The 21,841-nt window shown below is 73.5% G+C and carries 21 protein-coding genes; 10 read left to right on the top strand and 11 right to left on the bottom strand.

The annotated features are described in order from the left end of the window. The first annotated feature begins 58 nt into the window (after window positions 1–58). Window positions 59–3,211: a bifunctional acetate--CoA ligase family protein/GNAT family N-acetyltransferase gene (locus UO65_RS07775; protein ID WP_411431346.1), complete on the top strand. Its 3,153-nt coding sequence runs from the start codon at window positions 59–61 to the stop codon at window positions 3,209–3,211. 233 nt (window positions 3,212–3,444) lie between these two features. Here UO65_RS07775 and UO65_RS07770 read toward each other — a convergent pair whose 3' ends face one another. Both UO65_RS07770 and UO65_RS07765 read right to left on the bottom strand, forming a co-directional pair. Then, complete coding sequence (locus UO65_RS07770; RefSeq protein ID WP_035280083.1) at window positions 3,445–3,993, bottom strand: DUF6801 domain-containing protein; 549 nt, start codon at window positions 3,991–3,993, stop codon at window positions 3,445–3,447. A gap of 304 nt (window positions 3,994–4,297) precedes the next feature. Then, window positions 4,298–5,476 carry an acetyl-CoA C-acyltransferase gene (locus UO65_RS07765; protein WP_035280064.1) on the bottom strand — a complete coding sequence of 393 codons (1,179 nt, stop codon included), beginning with the start codon at window positions 5,474–5,476 and terminating at the stop codon, window positions 4,298–4,300. A 93-nt stretch (window positions 5,477–5,569) separates the two neighbouring features. Between UO65_RS07765 and UO65_RS07760 the strand changes: the two genes are divergently transcribed. The 4 genes from UO65_RS07760 to UO65_RS07745 all read left to right on the top strand — a co-directional run bounded on the left by UO65_RS07760 (window position 5,570) and on the right by UO65_RS07745 (window position 9,208). Continuing rightward, window positions 5,570–7,105, top strand: a complete 1,536-nt coding sequence (locus UO65_RS07760; RefSeq protein ID WP_233427475.1) for a carotenoid oxygenase family protein — start codon at window positions 5,570–5,572, stop codon at window positions 7,103–7,105. Continuing rightward, the gene (locus UO65_RS07755; protein ID WP_035280062.1) at window positions 7,105–8,043 is read left to right on the top strand and encodes a winged helix-turn-helix transcriptional regulator; all 939 of its coding nucleotides are present in this window, start codon (window positions 7,105–7,107) and stop codon (window positions 8,041–8,043) included. Before UO65_RS07760 ends, UO65_RS07755 begins: the two co-directional genes overlap by 1 nt. A 44-nt stretch (window positions 8,044–8,087) precedes the next feature. Next, window positions 8,088–8,573 carry a hypothetical protein gene (locus UO65_RS07750; protein ID WP_035280061.1) on the top strand — a complete coding sequence of 162 codons (486 nt, stop codon included), beginning with the start codon at window positions 8,088–8,090 and terminating at the stop codon, window positions 8,571–8,573. 92 nt (window positions 8,574–8,665) lie between these two features. Beyond that, the gene (locus UO65_RS07745) at window positions 8,666–9,208 is read left to right on the top strand and encodes a hypothetical protein (protein WP_035280060.1); all 543 of its coding nucleotides are present in this window, start codon (window positions 8,666–8,668) and stop codon (window positions 9,206–9,208) included. A gap of 10 nt (window positions 9,209–9,218) precedes the next feature. Here the strand turns inward: UO65_RS07745 and UO65_RS07740 are convergent, their stop codons facing one another. The 6 genes from UO65_RS07740 to UO65_RS07715 form a co-directional block, all read right to left on the bottom strand. After that, window positions 9,219–9,599, bottom strand: a complete 381-nt coding sequence (locus UO65_RS07740; RefSeq protein WP_035280059.1) for a VOC family protein — start codon at window positions 9,597–9,599, stop codon at window positions 9,219–9,221. 134 nt (window positions 9,600–9,733) lie between these two features. Beyond that, the gene (locus UO65_RS07735; RefSeq protein WP_084175382.1) at window positions 9,734–11,395 is read right to left on the bottom strand and encodes a fumarate hydratase; all 1,662 of its coding nucleotides are present in this window, start codon (window positions 11,393–11,395) and stop codon (window positions 9,734–9,736) included. A gap of 396 nt (window positions 11,396–11,791) precedes the next feature. Next, window positions 11,792–12,766, bottom strand: a complete 975-nt coding sequence (locus tag UO65_RS07730; protein ID WP_035280058.1) for a sigma-70 family RNA polymerase sigma factor — start codon at window positions 12,764–12,766, stop codon at window positions 11,792–11,794. 236 nt (window positions 12,767–13,002) lie between these two features. After that, on the bottom strand, window positions 13,003–13,428 hold the full coding sequence (gene dtd / locus UO65_RS07725; protein WP_035280057.1) for a D-aminoacyl-tRNA deacylase: 426 nt from the start codon (window positions 13,426–13,428) through the stop codon (window positions 13,003–13,005). Beyond that, window positions 13,425–14,909, bottom strand: a complete 1,485-nt coding sequence (locus UO65_RS07720; RefSeq protein ID WP_035280081.1) for a DUF7782 domain-containing protein — start codon at window positions 14,907–14,909, stop codon at window positions 13,425–13,427. Before UO65_RS07720 ends, dtd begins: the two co-directional genes overlap by 4 nt. Before the next feature lie 48 nt (window positions 14,910–14,957). Beyond that, on the bottom strand, window positions 14,958–15,677 hold the full coding sequence (locus UO65_RS07715; RefSeq protein WP_035280056.1) for a class I SAM-dependent methyltransferase: 720 nt from the start codon (window positions 15,675–15,677) through the stop codon (window positions 14,958–14,960). Between the two features lie 61 nt (window positions 15,678–15,738). Between UO65_RS07715 and UO65_RS07710 the strand changes: the two genes are divergently transcribed. Then, window positions 15,739–16,119, top strand: coding sequence for a DUF3099 domain-containing protein (locus UO65_RS07710; RefSeq protein WP_084175386.1), 381 nt, complete (start codon window positions 15,739–15,741; stop codon window positions 16,117–16,119). Here UO65_RS07710 and UO65_RS07705 read toward each other — a convergent pair whose 3' ends face one another. Continuing rightward, window positions 16,120–17,010, bottom strand: coding sequence for a carbohydrate kinase family protein (locus UO65_RS07705; protein WP_035280053.1), 891 nt, complete (start codon window positions 17,008–17,010; stop codon window positions 16,120–16,122). It abuts the gene before it with no gap. Between the two features lie 123 nt (window positions 17,011–17,133). On the opposite strand from UO65_RS07705, the gene UO65_RS07700 reads away from it, so the two are divergent. Genes UO65_RS07700 through UO65_RS07690 form a run of 3 tightly spaced genes read left to right on the top strand, consistent with a single transcriptional unit; the run spans window position 17,134 to window position 19,671 of the window. Further along, window positions 17,134–17,931 carry an ABC transporter permease gene (locus UO65_RS07700; protein ID WP_035280052.1) on the top strand — a complete coding sequence of 266 codons (798 nt, stop codon included), beginning with the start codon at window positions 17,134–17,136 and terminating at the stop codon, window positions 17,929–17,931. Then, the gene (locus UO65_RS07695) at window positions 17,924–18,724 is read left to right on the top strand and encodes an ABC transporter permease (protein ID WP_035280051.1); all 801 of its coding nucleotides are present in this window, start codon (window positions 17,924–17,926) and stop codon (window positions 18,722–18,724) included. The genes UO65_RS07700 and UO65_RS07695 overlap by 8 nt, the downstream gene beginning before the upstream one ends. Next, window positions 18,721–19,671 carry an ABC transporter ATP-binding protein gene (locus tag UO65_RS07690; protein ID WP_200873331.1) on the top strand — a complete coding sequence of 317 codons (951 nt, stop codon included), beginning with the start codon at window positions 18,721–18,723 and terminating at the stop codon, window positions 19,669–19,671. The genes UO65_RS07695 and UO65_RS07690 overlap by 4 nt, the downstream gene beginning before the upstream one ends. Before the next feature lie 3 nt (window positions 19,672–19,674). On the opposite strand, the gene UO65_RS07685 is transcribed toward UO65_RS07690, so the two are convergent. Continuing rightward, window positions 19,675–20,610, bottom strand: a complete 936-nt coding sequence (locus UO65_RS07685) for a pseudouridine-5'-phosphate glycosidase (RefSeq protein WP_233427474.1) — start codon at window positions 20,608–20,610, stop codon at window positions 19,675–19,677. A 55-nt stretch (window positions 20,611–20,665) separates the two neighbouring features. Continuing rightward, on the bottom strand, window positions 20,666–21,463 hold the full coding sequence (locus tag UO65_RS07680) for a sporulation protein (protein ID WP_035280049.1): 798 nt from the start codon (window positions 21,461–21,463) through the stop codon (window positions 20,666–20,668). A gap of 68 nt (window positions 21,464–21,531) precedes the next feature. On the opposite strand from UO65_RS07680, the gene UO65_RS07675 reads away from it, so the two are divergent. Further along, window positions 21,532–21,774, top strand: coding sequence for a DUF3039 domain-containing protein (locus UO65_RS07675; RefSeq protein ID WP_035280047.1), 243 nt, complete (start codon window positions 21,532–21,534; stop codon window positions 21,772–21,774). Window positions 21,775–21,841: the final 67 nt, after the last annotated feature.

Below are 21,841 nucleotides of genomic sequence, written 5' to 3'. Positions count from 1 at the left end.
CGGTGCGCCCGTGGGCGCGGGCTCGGGTGCCGATCCCGGCTTCGCGGGAAACGCGGGCATGGGCCCGGGCACCGACCCCAGCACCGGTGTGCCCGTGGGTGCGGGCTCGGGTGCCGATCCCGGCTCTGCAGGGAACGCGGGCCTAAGCCCGGGCGCCGCTCCGGGCACCGGGGCGAAAGCAGGTGCCGGGGTGACTTCGGGCGCCGGGATGGGTACGGGTGGTGGTGGGGTGAGCGCGGATGCTGGCGCGGGCGCGGTTGCCGGGCCAGGTGCGAGTGCCGGCGCGGTTGCCGGGCCAGGTGCGAGTACCGGGGCGGGCGCGGTTGCTGGGCCAGGTGCGAGCAGCGGGGTGGGCGCGGCTGTCGGGGTGGGCGCGGGCGCCGAGGCGAGCTTGGGCGCCGGGGTGGGTGCGGGTGGTGGGGTGAGCGCGGGTGCCGGGACGGGGGTGGGCGGTGGCGCAGCGGTGAGTGCGGGCTCCGGATCGGGTTCGGGAGCGGGCACGGGTGGGGTAGTGGTGGACGACCCGTACGACTACCCGCGTCGGTGGGAGGCCGATGTGGTGTTGTCGGATGGGGGGACCGTCCACCTGCGACCGATCGTGCCCAGTGATGCCGAGGTGCTGCGGGCGTTCCACGGGCGGTTGTCGCAGCGGACCCGGTACCTGCGCTACTTCGGGCCGTACCCGCGCATCCCCGACCGCGACCTCAAGCGCTTCAGCACCGTCAACCACCACAGCCGGGTCGCGTTCATCGCGCTGCTCGGTGACGAGATCATCGCCGTCGGGCGGTACGAGGGGCTGCCGGACGGGAACTCCGCGGAGGTGGCGTTCGTCGTCGAGGACGACCACCAGGGGCGGGGGCTCGGGTCGATCCTGCTGGAGCACCTGGCCGCCGCGGCCAGGGAGCGCGGGTTGGACAAGTTCGTCGCCGAGGTGTTGTCGGACAACGCGCAGATGGTGCGGGTGTTCCGCGACGCGGGGTACGTGGTGAGCCGGGCGTTCGACGAGGGGGTGCTGCACCTGGAGTTCGACATCGACCCGACCGAGGCCTCGGTGGAGGTGGCGCACTCGCGGGAGCAGGCCGCCGAGGCGCGCAGCGTGCACAACCTGCTGCACCCGCGGTCGGTGGCGGTCATCGGCGCGTCCACCGACCCCACCAAGATCGGGTGGGCGGTGCTGGGGAACCTGCTGGCCGCCGACTTCGCCGGGCCGGTGTTCCCGGTCAACGCCGAGCACCGCTCGGTGCGCGGGGTGCGCGCCTACCCCTCCGTGCTGGACATCCCCGACCCGGTCGACCTGGCCGTGGTCACCGTGCCCGCGGCCAGCGTCGACGAGGTGATGGACGGGTGCCTGGCCAAGGGCGTGAAGACGCTGATGGTGGTGACCTCCGGGTTCGGCGAGACCGGACCGGACGGGCGCGGGGCGGAGCGGCGGCTGGCCGAGGAGGCCAGGGCGCACGGGATGCGCGTCGTGGGGCCGAACGCGCTCGGGGTGGTGAACCTGGACCCGGCGGTGCGGCTCAACGCGACGCTGGCGCCGACGCTGCCGGGGCCGGGGCGGACCGGGTTCTTCTGCCAGTCCGGTGCCCTGGGGACCGCCATCCTCGCCGACGCGGCCGCGCGCGGGCTGGGGCTGTCCACATTCGTCTCGGCGGGCAACCGGGCCGACGTGTCCGGCAACGACCTGTTGCAGTACTGGCAGACCGACAGCGCGACCGACGTGGTGCTGCTGTACCTGGAGACCTTCGGCAACCCGCGCAAGTTCGCCCGGCTGGCGCGGCGGCTCAGCCGCACCAAGCCGGTGGTGGCGGTGAAGTCCGGGGCCCGCGGGGTGCTGCCCGCGCTGTCCGCCACCGGGGTCGCGGTGGACGAGAACAGCGTGCAGGCGCTGTTCGAGCAGGCCGGGGTGATCCGGGTCGAGTCGATCGCGCAACTGTTCGACACCGCCCTGGTGCTGGCCCACCAGCCGCTGCCGCCGGGGGACCGGGTGGCGGTGGTCGGCAACTCCTCGGCGATCGGGCTGCTGGCCGCTGACGCCGCGGTGGGGCAGGGGTTGACCCTGGCCGGGGACCCGGTGGACGTGGGGGCGCAGGCCGGTCCGGACGTGTTCGCCTCGGCGGTGGCCGACGCGCTGCTGCGGTCCGACGTGGACGCGCTGATCGTGGTGTTCGTGCCGCCGCTGGCCATCCCGGGCACCGCCTACGCGCGGGCACTGCGGGAGGCCGTGGCCGAGTCGGCCGAGGCGGCGGGCAAGCCGATCGTCAGCACGTTCCTGGCCGCCGAGGGCATCCCGGCGGAGCTGGTGGTGCCCGGGCCCGACGGCGCCCCGGGGCGGGGTTCGGTGCCCTCCTACCCCAGTCCGGAGCGGGCGGCGCTGGCGCTGGCGCGGGCCACCGCGTACGCGCGCTGGCGGCTGTCACCCGCTGGGACGTTCACCCGGCCGGAGGGGATCGACCGGGCCGGGGCGGTGGCCGTCGTCGCCGAGGCGCTGGCCGGTGGGGGCGGGGGTGTCGTGGAGCTGACCGACGACCAGGTGGTGCGGCTGCTGGCCTGCTACGGCATCGACATGGTGCCGTTCCGGATCGTCGACGACGCCGAGGCGGCCGTGGCGGTGGGGGTGGAGCTGGGGCTGCCGGTCGCGCTCAAGACCGCGAGCCGCCGGTTCCGGCACCGGGCCGACCTGGTGGGGGTGCGGCTGGACCTCACCAGCGCCGACGCCATCCGCGCCGCGTACGCCGACCTGCGCGCCGTCTCCGGCGAGGACGGCGTCTACGTGCAGCGCATGGCGCCCAAGGGCAACTCCTGCACCGTCGGGCTGCAGGACGACCCCTCCTTCGGCACCCTGGTCTCCTTCGGGCTGTCCGGGATGGTCAGCGACCTGCTCGGGGACCGGGCGCACCGGGCGGTGCCGATGACCGACTCCGACGCCGCCGCGCTGGTGCGCGCGCCCAGGGCGGCGCCGCTGCTGGCCGGGTACGGCGGCGGGGAGCCCGCTGACCTGGCCGCGCTGGAGCGGCTCGTGCTGCGGGTGGCCGCCTTGGCCGAGGACGTCCCGGAGGTGCGGGCGGCCGCGGTGGAGCCGATCCTCGTCTCGGCCGCTGGGGCGTTCGTCACCGGTGGTCGGTTCACCGTGGGGCCGCCGCCCTCGCGGCACGACACCGGTCCGCGCAGGCTGCTCGCCATTCCCGACGCCGCCGGTGGGGGCTGGGGCTGATCCGCCCGAGATGCGATCGAGATCGCGACCCGAGGACCATCCCGAGATCGCAACCCCGAGATCCACAATGCGTTCGGGAATATCGGTGGAATCCGCGTAGGGATATCCGCCGCTCGGCAGACGAAAGCGGCGGACATGGTTTCCCATGTCCGCCGCTCCCGTCGGAATCACTCACATACTCTCGTGCTCAAACCCCGTATCGCTGAATCCCGTGTCCCTCGACAACCCGGGGGTCAGCCAACGGTGGTGGTGCCCAGGGTGGTGTCCTGGTCGGTCGGGTCGAGCGACAGGTTCACGTCGAACTCACCCAGCGAGCTGTCGGTCACGATGTGCGACACCGCGGCCGGGTCGACGCTCACCGTGGCGTCACCGGCGGCGACACCGGTCGGGACGGTGAAGTCCACCGAGCCCTCGGCGGTGAAGGTCAGCGAACCGGTGGCCGGGACCGGGGTCTCGGCGATGGGCAGCTCGACCGGGATGGAGACGGACTGGCCGTCGCTGAGGGTCACGACGCTCGCGGCCTTGATGTTGCCGGAGATCTTGGTGGCCCCGACCAGGCGGAGGCCGTCGGAGGCGGAGGCGCCCGCGTCCACATCGATGCTGAACGGCACCGACACGGTCTGGCCGGGGGTGGCCGTCGCGGGGATGTCCACGTGCACCACGGTCGAGACCTGCTGCTTGCCGATCAGCGGGAACTCGCCGGAGAAGGTGAGTGTTTTGTCCGCGGCGAGGGCGTTGCCCGAGCCGAACAGGAACAGCGCGAGCGCGGCGAGAGCAGCCACCACTCCGCCACCGGTCACCGCACGCTTCGTCCTGCTAGCCATGGCTGTCGTCACTGGCAGTTCCTCTCATCGTTGAGATGGACAAACAAGTGAATCCCAGTAGTTCCGGCGGTTCGGGGGAACCGGGGCTACTGAAATCGACGCTAGTGCGTTATTCCCCAACGTCGCAACCCGAGGACAAGCATTTCGGCGGATGATCTGAGAATTTGTCACCGAAGCCGAGTGGGACAGCCGTCACACTGCGCGTGGATGAGTGGACAGACCGCCGCCTTCCCACTGGGTGGGAGTGGGGTCCGCGATGCGGTCAGCCGCGGTCGAGCAGGACAGCCGCGCCGAGGCCCGCGCCGCCACCGATCCCGGCGACGCCGAGCCGCCCGCCCGCGCGTTCCAGCGACTCCAGCAGCCCGCCCAGCACGATCGCCCCGGCCGCGCCCGCCGCGTGCCCGGTGGCCAGCTCGCCGCCCGCCGGGTTGAGCCGGTCGGGGCCCGCGTCGAAGTCCCGCCGCACCCGCAGGCACGGGGCGGCGAACACCTCGGCGAGGGCCAGCACCGCCATCCGGTCCGGGGGGAACCGGGTGCGGCGCAGGACCTCGGCCATCGCCGCCGGTCCGGTGAACGGCGTGGTCGCCGGGTCGCCCGCCACCAGTGCCGAGCCGACCACCCGCGCCCGGGGTGCCCGGCCAAGGGCGTGCGCTGCCCGGGCGCTGCCGAGCAGCAGCAGCGCCGCTCCGTCGGCGGGGGCCGCCGAGGTGGCCGCGGTGTGCACGTGGTCGACCGACACCGGTCCGCCGCGCCCGGCGAGGGCGAGCGCGTCCTGGCCGTTCGCGCCCAGCGCGGCGTACGCGGGCGGCAGGCGGGCCAGGACCGCGGCCGAGGTGGCGCCGTCGACCAGTTCGTCCCGGGCCAGCCCGGCGAACGGGACCAGGGACGGGGTGGTGGTCGCCGCCGCCCTGCGGTGCGAGGCCGCGGCGTAGGCGTCGAGGTCGTCGCGGGTGAAGCCGTCGAGGGTGGCGGTCAGGTCGGCGGCCACCCCCGGGTGCACGGCCCCGGTGCGCCGCACCAGCTCCGCGTCGTCCCACTGCGGGGCGCGGTCGGCGCGCGGCGCGACCCGCGACGGGCTCTCCACACCACCGGCGACCACCAGGTCGGCCTCGCCCGCGCGGATTCTGGCCGCGGCCTGGGCGACCGCGTCCAGGCCGGAGACCGAGGAGCGGTTCACAGTCGCGCCGGGCACCCGGTCGCCCCAGCCCGCCAGCAGCGTCGCGGTCCGCGCCGGGTTGCCGCCCTGCTCGCCGACCTGGGCGGCGCAGCCGAGCAGCACGTCGTCGACCCGGCCGGGGTCCAGCGCCGGGGTGCGCGCGGCCAGTGCCCGCAGCAGGCCGCTGACCAGGTCCAACGGGCTCAGCCGGTGCAGCCCGCCGCCCGGTCGGCCGCGGCCCAGCGGCGTCCGGACGTAGTCGAGCAGGTAGACCTCGTCGCCCATGCCGTCGACACCCCCTCGTTCCCCGGGGCTGGCCTGGGAACTTCGCCAGTTGTAGCCTCGATTTCCCGGTGGGGGCAAGGAGGCGGTCGGCACATGGCAGGCGTGGACGTGGAGATCCTGGGCCGGGTGCTGAGCACGCTGCCCGACGACGACGACCACCCCTACCGCAGCGGGCCGTGGCGCCCGCAGTCGGTGGAGCGGGCGGTGGGCGAGTGCGAGGTCATCGGGGAGTTGCCCGCCGACCTCGACGGGGTGTACCTGCGCAACACCGAGAACCCGGTGCACCCGGCGCTGACCAACTATCACCCGTTCGACGGTGACTCGATGGTGCACGTGGTCGGTTTCCGCGACGGCAAAGCCTTCTACCGCAACAGGTTCGTGCGCACCGACGGGTTCCTCGCCGAGCAGGACGCGGGCAAGTCGCTGTGGGCCGGGGTGGCCGAGCGCCCGGAGGACGCGCTGCGCCGGGACGGGTGGGGTGCCCGCGGTCGGATGAAGGACGCCTCCAGCACCGACGTGGTCGTGCACGCGGGTGTCGCGCTCACCAGCTTCTACCAGTGCGGCGACCTCTACCGGCTGGACCCGCTCACCCTCGACACCGTCGGCAAGGTCGACTGGGGCGGGGCGTTCCCCGCCGAGGGCGTGTCCGCGCACCCCAAGGTCGACCCGGTGAGCGGTGAGCTGCTGTTCTTCAACTACGGCACGGAAGCGCCGTACATGCACTACGGCGTCATCAGCCCCGACAACGAGCTCGTGCACTACACCGACGTCGAGCTGCCCGGCCCCCGGCTGCCGCACGACATGGCCTTCACCGAGAACTACGCGATCCTCAACGACTGCCCCCTGTTCTGGAAGCCGGAACTCCTCGCCCGGGGCGTGCACTCCGCCCGGTTCCACCGGGACATGCCGATGCGCCTGGGGGTGCTCCCCAGGCGGGCGGGTAGCGGTGACATCCGGTGGTTCGAGGCGGAGTCGACGTTCGTGCTGCACTTCGTCAACGCCTACGAGGACGGCGACGAGATCGTGCTGGACGGCTTCTTCCAGTCCGACCCGGAGGGGCGCGGCAGCGTGTTCCCCGGTGAGCAGTCCTACGCGAAGATGTTCCGGATGCTCTCCCTCGACGGCTTGCAGACCCGGCTGCACCGCTGGCGGCTGAACCTGGTGACGGGGCGGACCACCGAAGAGCGGCTCACCGACTCGATCACCGAGTTCGGCATGGTCAACGCGGGCCACGCGGGCCGCCCCTACCGCTACACCTACGCCTCCACCGGGGTTCCCGGCTGGTTCCTGTTCGACGGTTTCGTCAAGCACGACCTGTTGACCGGCGCGCAGGAGCGCTACCGCTACGGCGACGGGGTGTTCGGCAGCGAGACCGCGGTGGCCCCCAGGGTGGGTTCGCGCGGTGAGGACGACGGCTACGTGATCACCATGACGACCGACGTGGCCGAGGACCGCTCCGAGTGCCTGGTCTTCGACGCCACCCGGGTCGGCGACGGGCCGGTGGCCAGGGTCCGGCTGCCCGAGCGGGTCTCCAGCGGCACGCACAGCACCTGGGCGGCGGGCGCGCAGCTCCCCGGCTGGCGCACCGCCGAGGACCCGGCGGCGGCCGTGGGGCTGTCCTCCCCGTGATGCACCCACCGGACCGCCCGAGCCGACTGGGCGCGGGCGGCGACAACGCCATCGCCTTCGCCATCGGCGTGGCCGCCGACGAGTGGACGCTGCTGATCCTGCGGCACGCCATGCAGGACGGCGTGCGCCGCCCCGAGCGGTGGCGGGAACTGCTGCCGATCCCCGAGGCGGTGCTGACCTCGCGGCTGCGCCGGATGTCGGAGCTGGGCATCCTCGACCCGGTCGAGTACGACCGGGACCCGCCGCGGTGCGAGTACCACCTGACCCCGCGCGGGGCGGCGCTGTGGCCGGTGCTGGTCACCATCTGGGCCTGGGAGGTGCGCTGGGCGGGCGGTCACCCCGAGCACCTGCCCCGGATGCGCCACCTGACCTGCGGCAACCTGTTCGACCCGCTGATGGCCTGCCGCGAGTGCGGCGACGTGGTGACGCCGCGGGAGGTGACCGGCGCGTTCGGGCCGAGCGGCTCGTGGCCCCGGTCGGCGCCGAACACCACCATGCGCAGGCGCTCCAGCGGCTCGGCGAACCTGGGACCGGGGTTCTTCCCGGAGAGCCGGGCGCTGATCGGCAACCGCTGGTCGGCGGCGATGCTCGGTGCGGCCTACCTCGGCGCGCACCGGTTCTCGGAGTTCCAGCGCAGGCTCGGCGCCCCCGCCACGGTCATCGCCGACCGGCTGCGCGCCTTCCGCGCGCTGGGGGTGCTGGAGGCCTTCGGCGACGCCGACCGCGCCGACCGGCACGACTACCGGCTGACCGACAAGGGCCGGGCGTTCTTCCCGGTGGTCATGTCGGCGATCGAGTGGGGCCAGCGCTGGTTCCTGGCCCCGGAGGGTCCCGCGGTCGTCTTCCGGCACCGCGCCTCGGACCACCCGTTCTCCGTGCTGCTGCTGTGTTCGGCCTGTTCGCGGCCGCTGAGCGGCAAACAGATGTCGGTCGTCTGACGAACCCGTGCAACCCCGGCCCCGGCGACCTCCGTCCCCTGGGCATGAAACGCCTCCACACCCTCAAGACCATTGTCGGAGCGGGCGTTCTGCTGGCCGCGCTGTCCGCTTGCGGCTCCGGCACGAGCCCGGCGGAACCCGCGCCCGCGCCCCCGCCCGCCACCGCGACCCAGGCACCGGACGCCGAACCCGACCGGCAGCCCGCCCGAACGCCCCCGGAGGGCGGTGTGCAGGTGGCCACCGCGCAGGTGGACACCACCGGGTTGCAGGAGAACTACCCGGTGATGGTGTGGACGCTGGACAACGGGTCCACCCTCGGCGTCGTGGCCCAGGAGGGCGGCTGCGGCAAGGCGAGCGCGGAGATCACCGAGCAGTCCGAGAGCAAGGTCGCGATCACCCTCGTGGAGACCACGCCCGCCGAGGCGCAGATGTGCACGATGGACCTGCGCTACCCGAAGCTGACCGTCGAACTGGCGCAGCCGCTGGGCGAGCGCCCGGTGGTGCTCAAGAACGAACAGCGCAAGGGCTGACGGACCCCTTCCCCGGTGCCCCGGTCGGTGTTGCCCCGCCGACCGGGGCACCTCCGTGCAACCGGAACGGCCGGTGGGTCCGTCTTCCGGGTATGACACGAAGACTGCTGTCGGCGCTGGTTGCGGGTTCCGCGCTGGCGCTGCTCGCGGCCTGCGGGGCCGCCGGGACCGCTGGGACCGCCGGTGAGGCGACGGTGCTCCCGGCGGGTCCGCTGGCGCAGACCGTGGTGCCCGTCGTCCCGTCGATCGACAAGCCGACCGGCAGGCCCGCGCCGTCGGTCGCGGTCGTGCCGCCGACCGCGACCGACGCCCCGCCGGGCTACACCGAGCTGCCCGCCGACCGGTTGGACACCCGGGCGCTGCCCGCGGAGTACCGGCAACGGCGGGCGTGGGTCGCCGAGGACGGTCTGGGACTGCGCGTGGTCGGGGTGGCCAGGGATGGCTGCGCCGGGGTCGACGGCACGGCACTGGAGTCGGCGGACGAGGTCCGGGTGCTGCTGGCGCCGAGGACCGCCCCGCAGGGCGGCCCGGTGGACGGGCCGATCTGCACGCAGGTGCTCACCGAGGAGGTGGTCACCGTCGCGCTGTCGGCGCCGCTGGGCGCCCGGACCGTGGTGGTCGAAGCCACCGGGTGACGGTCCGGGGTCACCAACCGCCGTAGGGGACGGTGATGGCCTCGAGGTAGTGGCCGCTGGGGTCGAGGAAGTAGACGCCGCGACCGCCGTCGTTGTGGTTGATCCGGTTCACGCCCTGCTGCCGGGGATCGGCCCAGTGGTCCAGGCCCAGCTCGGTGATCCGGCCGTGGACGTGGTCGAACTCCTCCTCGGAGACGAGGAAGGCGTAGTGCTGCGGGGCGACCTCACCCGGTGACTGGGCGAAGTCGAGCGTGCAGCCGTTGGCGAGGCGCACGGCCAGGAACGGGCCGAACTCGACCGGGTCGGGCAGGGCGAACATGTCGGTGAAGAAGCGCGCGGACTTCTCCCGGTCGACGGCGTGCACGATGGTGTGGTTGAACTGGATTGCCATCTGATCCCCCAAGGATCGGATCACTGCCTCCATGCCCCGAGCGAGACGCCCCTGGGACACGCGACGGCGACGATCAAACACCGAGGGGGTCGCGCCCGTCAAGGCGCGACCCCCTCGGGTGTCCACTCAGGACGTCAGCGGCGGAACGAGATCTGCAGCGTCGGCGCGGAGGTGCCCGCGAAGAAGTCGTTGCCCTTGTCGTCCACCACGATGAAGGCCGGGAAGTCCTCCACCTCGATCTTCCACACCGCCTCCATGCCCAGCTCGGCGTACTCCAGCACGTCGACCTTGCGGATGCAGTCCTGCGCCAGCCGCGCGGCCGGGCCGCCGATGGAACCCAGGTAGAAGCCGCCGTGCGCCTGGCAGGCGTCGGTCACCTGCTTGGAGCGGTTCCCCTTGGCCAGCATGACCATCGACCCGCCCGCGGCCTGGAACTGCTCGACGTAGGAGTCCATCCGCCCGGCGGTGGTCGGCCCGAAGGAACCGGAGGCGTAGCCCTCGGGGGTCTTGGCCGGACCGGCGTAGTAGACCGGGTGGTCCTTGAGGTACTGCGGCATCCCCTCGCCCGCGTCCAGGCGCTCCTTGATCTTGGCGTGGGCGATGTCGCGGGCCACCACCAGCGGACCGGTCAGCGACAGCCGCGTCTTCACCGGCAGCGTCGTCAGCAGCTCGCGGATCTCCGACATGGGCCGGGTCAGGTCGACCTGGACCACCTCGTCGGACAGCTCCTCGCCGTGCACCTCCGGGAGGAACTGGGCCGGGTCGCGCTCCAGCGCCTCCAGGAACACCCCGTCCGGGGTGATCTTCGCCTTGGCCTGCCGGTCGGCCGAGCAGGACACCGCGAGCCCGACCGGGCAGGAAGCGCCGTGCCGGGGCAACCGGATCACACGCACGTCGTGGCAGAAGTACTTGCCGCCGAACTGGGCGCCGATGCCGAACTGCCGGGTCATGTCCAGCACCTGCCGCTCCAGGTCCACGTCCCGGAAGGCGTGGCCCAGGGCGGAGCCCTCGGTGGGCAGGTTGTCCAGGTAGCGGGCCGACGCCAGCTTCGCCGTCTTGAGGTTCTGCTCGGCGCTGAGGCCGCCGACGACGATCGCCAGGTGGTACGGCGGGCAGGCGGCGGTGCCCAGGGAGCGCAGCTTCTCGTCGAGGAACTTCGCCAGCCGCGTCGGGTTCAGGACGGCCTTGGTCTCCTGGTAGAGGAAGGTCTTGTTCGCCGAGCCGCCGCCCTTGGCCATGAACAGGAACTCGTAGCTGGGGTCGGTGCCCGGCTTGGTGTGGATGTCGATCTGGGCGGGCAGGTTGCTGCCGGTGTTCTTCTCGTCCCAGAAGGTGACCGGGGCCATCTGCGAGTACCGCAGGTTCAGCTCCTGGTAGGCCTCGAAGATGCCCCGGGAGAGCGCCTGCTCGTCGGTGCCTCCGGTCAGCACGTTCTCGCTGCGCTTGCCCATGACGATCGCGGTGCCGGTGTCCTGGCACATCGGCAGCACGCCGCCCGCGGCGATGCACGCGTTGCGCAGCAGGTCCATGGCCACGAACCGGTCGTTGCCGCTGGCCTCGGGGTCGTCGACGATCGCGCGGAGCTGGGCGAGGTGGCTGGTGCGCAGCAGGTGCTGGATGTCCTTGATCGCCTCCTTGGCGAGCAGGGTCAGCGCCTCCGGCTCGACCTGGAGGAACCGGCGCCCGGCGGCCTCGACGACGCTGACCCCGTCCGGGCTGACGAGCCGGTACTCGGTGGTGGTGTCGGGCGCGAGCGGCAGGACGTCGGTGTACTCGAAGTTCGTGGTGGCGGTCACGATGAGCGGGCTCCCTTGCGCGCGAGATGTGCCAAGGAACCTACCCCCGCCCCCGCGCGGGCTCCCTGTGATCCGGACCCCGCGTAACCGCCGCCACACCGGTCGTCGGGAAAGACCCCCGAATGCCGGAAGGCCGGGGCGGCCCCCGGCCGTCCCGACCTCCCGTCGCGGGCGGGTGCCGGGTTCTCCGGTCCGCCAAGTTTGTGGGTCACCCAGGTTCCCGTGACCGGGGTCACATGTCAACGCTGCTGTTCGGGTGACCCACACACCAAGACGGTGCGGCACCGGCGAAGGTTGCTCGTTTTCGAGAAGTCCCCCCGATGGGATCAGGCCGGTCCGCGGGGACCGGCCTGATCCGGGGGTCTGGATGGGATCGGCTGGGCCGATCGGGTGGGACTAGCTGGCGTAGGCGCGCAGCTTCTCGGCGCGCTCGCCCTGGCGGAGCTTGGACATGACCTCGCGCTCGATCTGGCGGACCCGCTCGCGGGAGAGGCCGAAGCTCTTGCCGATCTGGTCGAGGGTGCGCGGCTGGCCGTCGTCGAGGCCGTAGCGCAGGCGGATGACGGACTGCTCGCGGTCGTCCAGGGTGGCCAGCACGCGGCGCATGTCGTCCTGCAGCAGGCCGGAGATGACCGCGCTCTCGGCGTCGGTGGCCTCGCCGTCCTGGATGAAGTCGCCCAGCGGGGCGTCCTCCTCGGCACCCACCGGCATGTCCAGGCTCACCGGGTCGCGGGCGTGGTCGAGCAGGTCGGCGACCTTCTCCGGGGTCAGGCCCGCTTCCTTGGCCAGCTCGTCCTTGGTGGCCTCACGGCCAAGGGACTGGTGCAGGTCGCGCTTGATCCTGGCGAGCTTGTTGACCTGCTCGACCAGGTGGACCGGGAGCCGGATGGTGCGGCCCTGGTCGGCCATGCCGCGGGTGATGGCCTGGCGAATCCACCACGTGGCGTAGGTGGAGAACTTGAAACCCTTGGTGTAGTCGAACTTCTCGACCGCGCGGATGAGCCCGAGGTTGCCCTCCTGGATCAGGTCGAGCAGCGGCATCCCCCGGCCGGTGTAGCGCTTGGCCAGCGACACGACCAGCCGCAGGTTCGCCTCGAGCAGGTGGTTCTTGGCGGAGAGGCCGTCGGCCACCAGCGCGCGCAGCTCGGCGCGGCGCGCGGGGGACAGCGCGGGCGCGGTGTCGAGCATGTGCTGCGCGAAGACCCCCGCCTCGATGCGCTTGGCCAGCTCCACCTCCTGCGCCGCGGTGAGCAGTGCCGTGCGGCCGATTCCGTTGAGGTACACCCGGACGAGGTCGGCGGCGGGCCCTTGGGCGTCGAGGTCGGCTTCGTAGGTGAGCTGCTCGGACTCGCGCTGCTGCGGGACCGTCATGGTGCTCCCTCCCCCTGTCGCGGTGGTTCTGTCTGTGGAAACGCCGTGGGGACCGGATTCGTTCCCGCTCTCCCACATGGATGACGCCACGTCGACCTGCGCGGTTGCTCAGGTTTGCCTGAGCTTTGGCTGAGAACCCGGGGGGTACCCGGGATTCGGGGGGACGAACAGGGACTTCGGTCACCCGCCGAGCGCCACCGTCCACCGCAGACGGTTCGGGGTGCGCGCGGGTGCCTCTAGATGTCCAGGACCACGGTGAAGGGGCCGTCGTTGACACTCTCGACCGCCATCGCGGCGCCGAACCGACCGGTCCGCACCCGGGCGCCGCGGGCCAGGAGGTCGGCCACGGTGGCGGCCACGAGCGGTTCGGCGACCTCCGGTCGGGCGGCGGCGGTCCACGACGGGCGGCGGCCCTTGCGGGCATCGCCGTAGAGTGTGAATTGGCTCACCACCAGCAGTGGTGCCCCGGTGTCGGCGCACGACTTCTCGTCCCGGAGCAGCCGCAGCTCGTGGAGCTTGCGCGCCATGGTCGCGGCCTGCGCCGCGGTGTCCTCCACGTGCACCCCGAGCAGGACCAGCAGCCCCGGTTCGTCGATCGCGCCGACGGTCTCGCCGTCGACCACGACCGACGCCCGGGTGACGCGGGCCACGACCGCCCTCACGCCAGTTCCACCGGCAGCAGCATCCCGTGCGTGACCAGGTCGGCCACCACCGGGACCGCCGCGGCCACGACCTCCCCGGCGGGCACCCCGTGCCCGGCGGCCAGCAGCGCCAGCAGCTCACCCATCGGCAGCGCGCCCCGGCAGCCCGCCAGCAGCGCGGTCACCAGCTCGTCGGTCTCCTGCTGCCAGCCCGGCCCGTCGGTGCGGTGCAGCCTGCGGACCACCTCGCGCCAGCCGTCGTCGCCCGGCTCGGCGACCCGCTCCAGCACCACCGTCGGCGCCACCACGTAGGTCGCGGCCAGCAGGGCCTCGGCGGAGGCGTGCGCGCGCAGCCAGGCCACCCGGTCCAACCAGCGGCCCGCCTCCTCGCCCAGCGGGTCGTCGTAGTGGTGGCGCAGGTCCTCGCAGGCCACCTCGGTGTCGCTGTCGGTGGCGCGCAGCGTCACGAAGCCGAAGCCGACGCCGGACACGCCGTTCTCGTCGAACCAGTCCAGCCACGCCGCGGCCTTGGCCGAACCCTCCGCCGAGCGGGGGTCGATGCCCGCGTCGCGCAGCCAGGTACCGACGTAGAGCGCGGGCTCGGCGACGTCGCGCTGCACGAACCAGGCGTCCACGCCCTCGTCGGGCAGCCAGGACGTCACCCGGTCGGCCCAGTCCTCGCCGCGCCGGTGCAGCCAGGAGGCCAGGAACTGCCCGGTGCCGCCGGGGTTGAGCACCTTCGGCACCCCGCGCACCACCAGCGCGCTGGCGTCGTCGCCCGCGAGCCCGGAGTCGCGGTAGACGTAGTCCACCCGGGGCGGGCCGACCACGAACGGCGGGTTGCACACCACCTGGTCGAACCCGCGGCCCTCGACCGGCTCGAACCACGACCCGCGCAGCGTCTCCACCTTGAGCCCGTTGAGCCGGAAGGTCGCCGAGGCCAGCGCCAGCGCGCGGGAGGACAGGTCGGTGGCGGTGATGGCACCCGCGTGCCTGCTCGCGTGCAGCGCCTGCACGCCGCAGCCGGTGCCCAGGTCGAGCACGGTGCCGACCGGGCGGCGGGTGGTGGCCCTGGCCAGGCTGAGCGAGGCGTGCCCGATGCCGAGCACGTGGTCGGTGCCGACCGGGCCGCCGAGCTGGTCGGAGTCGAGGTCGGCGAGCACCCACCAGGAGCCGTCCTCGTCGGCGTGCGGGCGCAGGTCCAGCCCGGCGCGCACGGTGCCGCCGTCGACGCGCAGCAGGCCGGTGGCGGCGGCCTCGTCCAGGTCGAGGCCGGTCAGGGCCGCCGCGACGCGCTCGCGCGGCTCGGCGTCGCCGACGAGGAACAGCCGGATCAGCGTCTCCACCGGGGAGCCGCCGCGGGTGGCGCGGCGGGCGGGCTCGGGTTCGTTGCGGCCCAGGGCGGCGTGCGCCTGCTCACCGAGCGCGGCCACCACCCCGTCGCCGTCGTAGTCGGCCCCGCGCAGCGAGTCGGCGAGGCGCAGGCAGAAGTCGTCGGTCATGACCGGGAGCTGGGTGGACACCGGGGCATGTTCGCACGCCCGGTCCGATCAGCCCCGGCGGGCGAGCAGGTGGAAGAAGCGGGCGAGCAGCGGGTAGGGCATCCGGTCGGCGAGGGCCAGCTCCAGGACCTCCAGCGCGTCCGGGTCGACCGGGGGCGCCACCAGGTCGGCGACGCAGCGGATGCCGTAGTGCGCGATCGGCTCGGCGCCCAGCGCGGTGAGGTCCGCGCGGACGTCGTCCGCGGTGCAGGCGGGCAGCGCGGCCCGCACCTCCTGCACCCAGACCCGGCCGGAACCGGCGAGGGCGAGCGCGCGGTCGAGGTCGCCCTCGCCCGCGGCGGCGACGAGCGGGTCGGCGGCCGGGTTGGGGCCGACGACCGACAGCAGGCCGCCGGGGCGCAGCGGGGCGGTCACCGCGCGCAGCAGCGCCACCCGGTCGTCGACGTGGTGCAGCAGGCCGTGGCAGAGCACGACGTCGAAGGCGGCGGCGGTGAACAGGTGCGGCACGTCCTCGGCGTGCGCCTGCACCACGTGCACCCGGCCGGGCAGGCCCTCGGCGTGGGTGCGGGCGCACTCCAGCAGGGCACCCGCCGGGTCGACCAGGGTCACCTCGTGGCCGAGCGCGGCCAGCGGCAGCGCGTCGCCGCCCGCGCCGCCCGCCACGTCCAGCACCCGGCACGGCTCCCCGGGCAGGTGGCGCGCGAGGTTGGCGGCCGCGACGCGGTACCGCAGCCGGGCGAGCGGGCTCTCCCGGCGGGTCTGGGCCATGGCTCCTTTTCTACCGGGGGACACCGAATGCGCTTCGACTCACGTGGCCATGTCCACCCGGATGGCGCAAGCTGGGGAATGCGGTGCCACTACCACCGCGTTCTACGATGAGCGAGGAGGTGGTGTCGTGAAGGACTCCGACCGTGGCGGCACCCCGGTTCTGATCACCGAGGCCGAGCCGTCGTACGAGGACCAGTTCGCGGCCCGCAAGCGCAAGTACATGATCATGATGAGCCTGCGCATCCCGTGCCTGCTGCTGGCCGGGCTGACCTACCACACCTGGTGGTTGGCCCTGGGGTTCGTCGCGCTGTCGGTCCCGCTGCCCTGGATCGCGGTGCTGATCGCCAACGACCGGCCGCCGCGCAAGGCGGAGAAGGTCAACCGCTACCGGCGCGAGGCCACCGCGATCGAGGCGAAGAACCACGAGGTGATCGAGGGCTGATCAGCCGCGGGCGCCCGGCCGTGCACCCACCCGGGCCACGGCCGCGCTCCCCGCGGCGACGCCCGCGCGCAGCGCCTCCTCCGGCCCCGCCCCGGACAGCCACGCCACCAGCAGCCCCGCGTCGAACGCGTCCCCGGCCCCGGTCGAGTCCACGCAGGTGGCCTCCTCCGCTGAGACCGACACCACCGTCCCCGGCGACACCCAGCACGCGCCCCGCGGCCCGTCCGTGACCGCCACCGCGCCCACCGCTTCGAGCAGCGACCTCGCGCTCAACGGGTCGCGCGAGCCGGTCAGGGCGTGCAGTTCGTCGTTGTTGGGCAGCAGCAGGTCGGTGCCGCGCACCCAGTCCAGGAACGCCGCCGGGTCCTCGATCAACCCGGCCGACTGCGGGTCCACCGAGGTGCTCAGCCCCGCCGCCCGCGCCGCCGCCAGCACGTCCAGGCCGCCCTGGCGCGAGGCCTCGTCGAGCAGCACGTACCCGGACAGGTGCAGGTGGTCCGCCGCGGCGAGCACCGCCGGGTGCGCGTCGGCGCCCACCAGCCCGGCGTTGGCGCCCCGGTCGGGCAGCATGCTGCGCTGGCCGGCGCCGTCGACCAGCACGACCACGCAGCCGGTGGCCGCCGTCGGGTCGATCGTGAACGCGCAGGCCACCCCTCCCGCCTCCAGCTCGGCCCGGACCTGCTGCCCCGCGGTGTCCGCGCCGACCCTGGCGACCAGGGTGGTCGCCGCCCCGGCGCGCGCGAGCCAGGCGGCGGTGTTCGCGCCCGCCCCGCCGGGGGTGATCCGCACCCGGGCCCGGGTGTCGCCGCCGTGCGCGACCGGGTCGCGGTGGCGGGCGAGCACGTCCAGCGCGGCGTCGCCGACCACGACCACGGCGGGGGCGTCTGGCATGCGGTCCTCCAGCGGTGCGAACTGCCTCGGTGCGGAAACCGGGTCGCGGGCACCCGGCGCCCTAGGGTAGAAAGCCCCTTCGGCCGCCCCGTCCGCGGCCACGACCCCCGGAGGAGGCAGGCAGTGTCGCGCGCCCCGCTGGCCCTCCTCGCGGCCGGGTTCCGCCGCTACTCCACCTACCGCCAAGCCACCTTCGCCGGGATCTTCACCAACAGCGTGTTCGGCTTCCTGCGCTGCTACCTGCTGCTCTCGGTCGCCGAGGAGGCGGGCTCGGTGGCGGGCTACAGCGGCTCGCAGTTGGTCACCTACGTCTGGCTCGGGCAGGGGATGCTCGCCACGGTCAACAGTTGGACGCCGCTGGACCTGGCCGAGCGGGTGCGCACCGGGGACGTGGTCGCAGACCTGCTGCGCCCGATCGATCCACTGTGGACCTACCTGTGGACCGACCTGGGCCGGGCCTGCTTCGCCGTGTTGACCCGGCTCGCCGTCCCGCTGGGGGTGGGCGCGTTCGCGTTCGGGCTGTACGTGCCGGACGACCCGCTGGTGTACCCGGTCCTGCTCCTGTCGCTGGTGCTGGCCGTGGTCACCGGCTTCGCCTGCCGCTACCTGATCGGCCTCACCGCGTTCTGGCTGCTCGACATCCGCGGGCTGAACATGGTGTGGGTGTTCTTCTCCGGCTTCGCCAGCGGCCTGTACTTCCCGCTGGCGGTCCTGCCGGAGTGGCTCTCGACGCTGCTGTGGGTGGCCACGCCGTTCCCGGTGCTGATGCAGTCCTCGATCGACATCGCGGTCGAGCGCGGCGGGCTCGGGCACGGGCTGCTGGTGCTCGCCGGTCAGGCCGCGTGGGCTCTCCTGCTGCTCTGGGCCTGCCGGGTGGTGCAGCGGCGCGGGGTGCGCAGGCTGGTGGTGCAGGGTGGCTAGCGCCCGCGTCTACGCGCACGTGGTCCGGGCGCAGATCCGCTCCCAGGCGCAGTACCGCGCCTCGTTCCTGATCGACCTGTTCGGCAGCATGGCGGTCAACGCCCTCGACATCGCCACGGTCTTCGTGCTGTTCTCGGTGACCGGGGGGCTCGGCGGGTTCGGCGGCGGGCCGGTGCTGCTCATGGCGGCGCTGTCGGCGGCGTCGTTCTCCCTGGCCGACATGGCCGTGGGCACCGCCGACCGGCTGCGCGAGTACGTGCGCAGCGGGCAGTTCGACTCGCTGCTGCTGCGACCGCTGTCGACGCTGGCGCAGCTCGTGGCGGTGAACTTCGCCTTCCGCCGGGTCGGCCGCGTCGTGCAGGGGCTCGTGCTCTACGTCGTCGCGCTGGCCGTCGCGGGCGTGCACTGGACCCTCGGCGCGGCCGTGCTGGCGGTGGTCGCGCCGCTGGTGGGCGGGGTCTTCTTCGGCAGCCTGTTCGTCGCCGGGGCCACCGTGGCGTTCTGGTGGATCGAGTCCGGGGAGGTCGCCAACGCGTTCACCTACGGCGGCCGCGACTTCACCTCCTACCCGGTCACCATGTTCGGCGGCTGGTTCCGCGACCTGTTCGCCATCGCCCTGGGGTTCGCGTTCGTGGCGTACCTGCCCGCCCTCGCCCTGCTCGACCGCCCCGACCCGCTCGGCCTGCCGGACTGGCTGCGCTGGTGCTCGCCGGTGGTTGCGCTCGTCGCCGCCTGCCTCGCCGCGCTGTTCTGGCGCGTGGGGGTCCGCAACTACCGGAGCACAGGATCGTGATCATCGAGGTTTCCGGTCTGCGCAAGGACTTCACCGTCACCACGAAGGTGGGGCGGCTGCGCCGCGAGCGCACCGTCGTGTCCGCGGTGGACGGAGTGGACCTGGTCGTCGGGCGCGGTGAGCTGATCGGCTACATCGGGCCCAACGGCGCGGGGAAGTCGACCACGCTCAAGGTGCTCACCGGTGTGCTGACCCCCAGTGCCGGGCGCGTGCGGGTGTGCGGGCTGGACCCGGTGGCCGACCGCACGACGCTGGCCCGCCGGATCGGGGTGGTCTTCGGGCAGCGGTCGCAGCTCTGGTGGGACCTGCCGCTGGGGGAGTCCTTCGAGCTGCTGCGCCACATCTACCGGGTGCCCGCCGCCGAGCACGCCGCCCGGCTGCGCACCTGCTCGGACCTGCTCGACCTCGACGGGTTCACCCGCACCCCGGTGCGCCAGCTCTCCCTCGGGCAGCGGATGCGCGGGGAGCTGACCGCGGCGCTGCTGCACGGCCCGGAGGTGCTGTTCCTCGACGAGCCGACCATCGGCCTCGACGTGCTGAGCAAGCAGGCCGTCCGCGGGTTCCTGGCCGAGCTGGACCGCCGCGGCGACACCACCGTCGTGCTGACCACGCACGACCTCGCCGACATCGAGAAGCTGTGCGAGCGGCTGGTGGTGATCGACCACGGCCGGGTCGTGCACGACGGCACCCTCGACGCCCTGCACACCCGCCACGGCTCCCGCCGCACGATCGTCGCCGACCTCGACGCGCCCTGGCCCGCCGGGCAGACCGTGCCGGGCGCCGCGGTGACGGCGGTGGAGGCCGACGGCACCCGGGTCACGCTGACCCTCGACGGCCGGGCGGCGGGCGAGGTGGTCGCCGCGCTCGCCCGGATCGTGCCGCTGCGCGACCTGTCCGTGCAGGAACCCGACATCGAGGACGTCGTGGCGCGGATCTACCGGGGCTGAGCCCTACCGGGGCCGAGCCAGCTCCACGGCGACCTCGGCGGCCACCCTGGTGTTGTCGGCGACCAGTTCGATGTTGGCGGTGAGGCTGGCGCCGCCGCTGCCGCGGTGGAAGTGGTCGAGCAGCACCGGGGTGACGTCCTTGCCGCGGACGTCGCGCTCGCGCAGCAGGTCCATGCCCTCCAGCAGCAGCCGGTCGTGCAGCTCCCGGTCCAGCTCGTGCTCCGCCGGGATCGGGTTCACCAGCAGCACCCCGGCGCCGCCGGGCACGTGGTCGCGGTGCGCGGCGATCACGGCGGCGGCCTGCGCCGGGTCATCCACCCGCCAGGGCACCTCGAAGGCGGACACCCGCAGGTAGAAGCTGGGGAAGGAGTCCGTGCGGTAGCCCAGGACCGGGATCGACCGGGTCTCCAGCACCTCCACCGTCGCGGCGATGTCGAGGACCGACTTCACCCCGGAGCACACCACGGTCACCGGGGTCGCCGACAGCACGTCGAGGTCGGCGGAGACGTCCCAGGCCGCCGCGCCGCGCGGCACGGTCAGGTGCACGCCGCCGAGGCCGCCGGTGGCGAACACGCCGATGCCCGCCTGGGCGGCCAGGGTCGCGGTCGCGGCCACCGTGGTCGCCCCGTCGCGACCCAGGGCCAGCGCCGGGCCCAGGTCGCGGCGGGAGAGCTTGCGCAGGCCGGAGTCGTCGGCGCACAGCCGCTGCAACCGCCCGTCGTCGAGGCCGACCCTGGCCCGGCCGTCGAGCAGGGCGATGGTCGCCGGGACCGCCCCGGCCGCCCGGACCACGTCCTCCAGGCGCCTGCCGACGTCCAGGCTCACCGACGCGGGCAGCCCGTGCGCCAGCAGGGTGCTCTCCAGCGCGACGACGCCGCGACCCTCGGCCAGCGCGTCGGCGACCTCTTCGGCCAGGACCAGGTGCTCGGTTCCACTCACGCCGGGCATCATGCGTCAGCCGGGGCCCGCCCGCGCGCCCGGGGTCGGCCGGGGCTCAGTCGAAGATGCCGCGCGGGGCCGCGACCTGCCGCAACCAGCCCTCCAGTTGCTGCTCCCAGTTCGCCCCGACCGCGGTGTGGGCCACGGTGAACGAGCCGAGGAACGCCTGCCCGCGGTTGCCCAGGCCACCGCCCCTGGCCACCCGCACCCGCTTGGTCACCTCCAGCACCACCCGCACGTCGGCGGGCCGGGCCAGGAACGTCACCACCACCCGGTCGAAGACGCGCTCGAACGCGGGGGAGGGGCCGAAGACGATCTCCTGGAAGAACGGGAGCTGCTGGTCGACGCCGTCGAGCCGGTCGCGCTCCATGCCCGCCTCGCGGAAGGTGAAGCCGAGCCTGCTCATCGCGTCCAGGACCCGGTGCTGGGCGGGCAGCGGCTCGACCGCCACCGCGTCCACGTCCTGCGGGTCCACCACCGCGCCCGCCAGGTCGAGGTTGGTCTGCAGGCCCACCGCCATGCCGGTCAGGTGCTTGCCGAACACCGTGGTCACCGGCGTCTCCCAGGGCAGGTGCACCTCGAACGGCACCCGCAGCCGAGCGCCCGCCCGGACCACCTCGTGGCCTGCCAGCCGCACGGTCTGCACCGGCAGGTCGGCGGTCTCGCCGTCGTCGCCGGTCTCCACCCTGGTCAGCAGGGTGACGCCGAGCGCGTCGACCTCCTGGTCGACCTGCCCGCCGAGGAGCAGCACCTCGCCGTGCAGGACGCCGCCCGGTCGGACGGCGCGGTCGAGGAGGCGGGCGTCGACCTTCGCCCCGCCGGAGCCGAAACCGGCCAGCACCTTCTGGAACATGCCCGGCATCCTGCCGCACGACGCCACCGCCCGAGCGGGTTTTCGGCGCGGTGTTGCATCATGGAGCCATGAGCGCACCCACCCAGACCCGCCCCGAGGTCGACACCCGCCCGGAGGGCACCGAGACCACCGGCGACGACACGCCGAAGATGTTCCACTACGTCCGCAAGAACAAGATCGCCGAGAGCGCGGTCATGGGCAACATGGTCGTGGCCCTGTGCGGCGAGGTCTTCCCGGTGACCAAGAGCCCCAAGCCCGGTTCCCCGGTCTGCCCCGACTGCAAGAAGATCTACGAGCAGATGAAGGACTGAGCGGCGTTCGCCCCTCCCGCGGCCGCTGCGCCTGGAGTGGGAAGGCCGCAGGAACGGCGAAGGGCCC

The organism is Actinokineospora spheciospongiae, from assembly GCF_000564855.1.
GTDB classification, from domain to species: domain Bacteria; phylum Actinomycetota; class Actinomycetes; order Mycobacteriales; family Pseudonocardiaceae; genus Actinokineospora; species Actinokineospora spheciospongiae.
Note: the sequence above shows the minus strand (reverse complement) of the source record. Positions and strands in the feature narration are given on the sequence as shown.

Bases quoted from the DNA above. Each gene is read 5' to 3' on its own strand.
- UO65_RS07760 (WP_233427475.1), top strand. From the start codon at position 5,570: ATGGCAGGCGTGGACGTGGAGATCCTGGGCCGGGTGCTGAGCACGCTG.
- UO65_RS07715 (WP_035280056.1), bottom strand. From the start codon at position 15,677: ATGGCCCAGACCCGCCGGGAGAGCCCGCTCGCCCGGCTGCGGTACCGC.
- UO65_RS07750 (WP_035280061.1), top strand. From the start codon at position 8,088: ATGAAACGCCTCCACACCCTCAAGACCATTGTCGGAGCGGGCGTTCTG.
- UO65_RS07675 (WP_035280047.1), top strand. From the start codon at position 21,532: ATGAGCGCACCCACCCAGACCCGCCCCGAGGTCGACACCCGCCCGGAG.
- UO65_RS07775 (WP_411431346.1), top strand. From the start codon at position 59: ATGGGCCCGGGCACCGACCCCAGCACCGGTGTGCCCGTGGGTGCGGGC.
- UO65_RS07705 (WP_035280053.1), bottom strand. From the start codon at position 17,010: ATGCCAGACGCCCCCGCCGTGGTCGTGGTCGGCGACGCCGCGCTGGAC.
- UO65_RS07710 (WP_084175386.1), top strand. From the start codon at position 15,739: ATGGCGCAAGCTGGGGAATGCGGTGCCACTACCACCGCGTTCTACGAT.
- UO65_RS07680 (WP_035280049.1), bottom strand. From the start codon at position 21,463: ATGTTCCAGAAGGTGCTGGCCGGTTTCGGCTCCGGCGGGGCGAAGGTC.
- UO65_RS07720 (WP_035280081.1), bottom strand. From the start codon at position 14,909: ATGACCGACGACTTCTGCCTGCGCCTCGCCGACTCGCTGCGCGGGGCC.
- UO65_RS07740 (WP_035280059.1), bottom strand. From the start codon at position 9,599: ATGGCAATCCAGTTCAACCACACCATCGTGCACGCCGTCGACCGGGAG.
- UO65_RS07730 (WP_035280058.1), bottom strand. From the start codon at position 12,766: ATGACGGTCCCGCAGCAGCGCGAGTCCGAGCAGCTCACCTACGAAGCC.
- UO65_RS07745 (WP_035280060.1), top strand. From the start codon at position 8,666: ATGACACGAAGACTGCTGTCGGCGCTGGTTGCGGGTTCCGCGCTGGCG.
- UO65_RS07765 (WP_035280064.1), bottom strand. From the start codon at position 5,476: ATGGGCGACGAGGTCTACCTGCTCGACTACGTCCGGACGCCGCTGGGC.
- UO65_RS07755 (WP_035280062.1), top strand. From the start codon at position 7,105: ATGCACCCACCGGACCGCCCGAGCCGACTGGGCGCGGGCGGCGACAAC.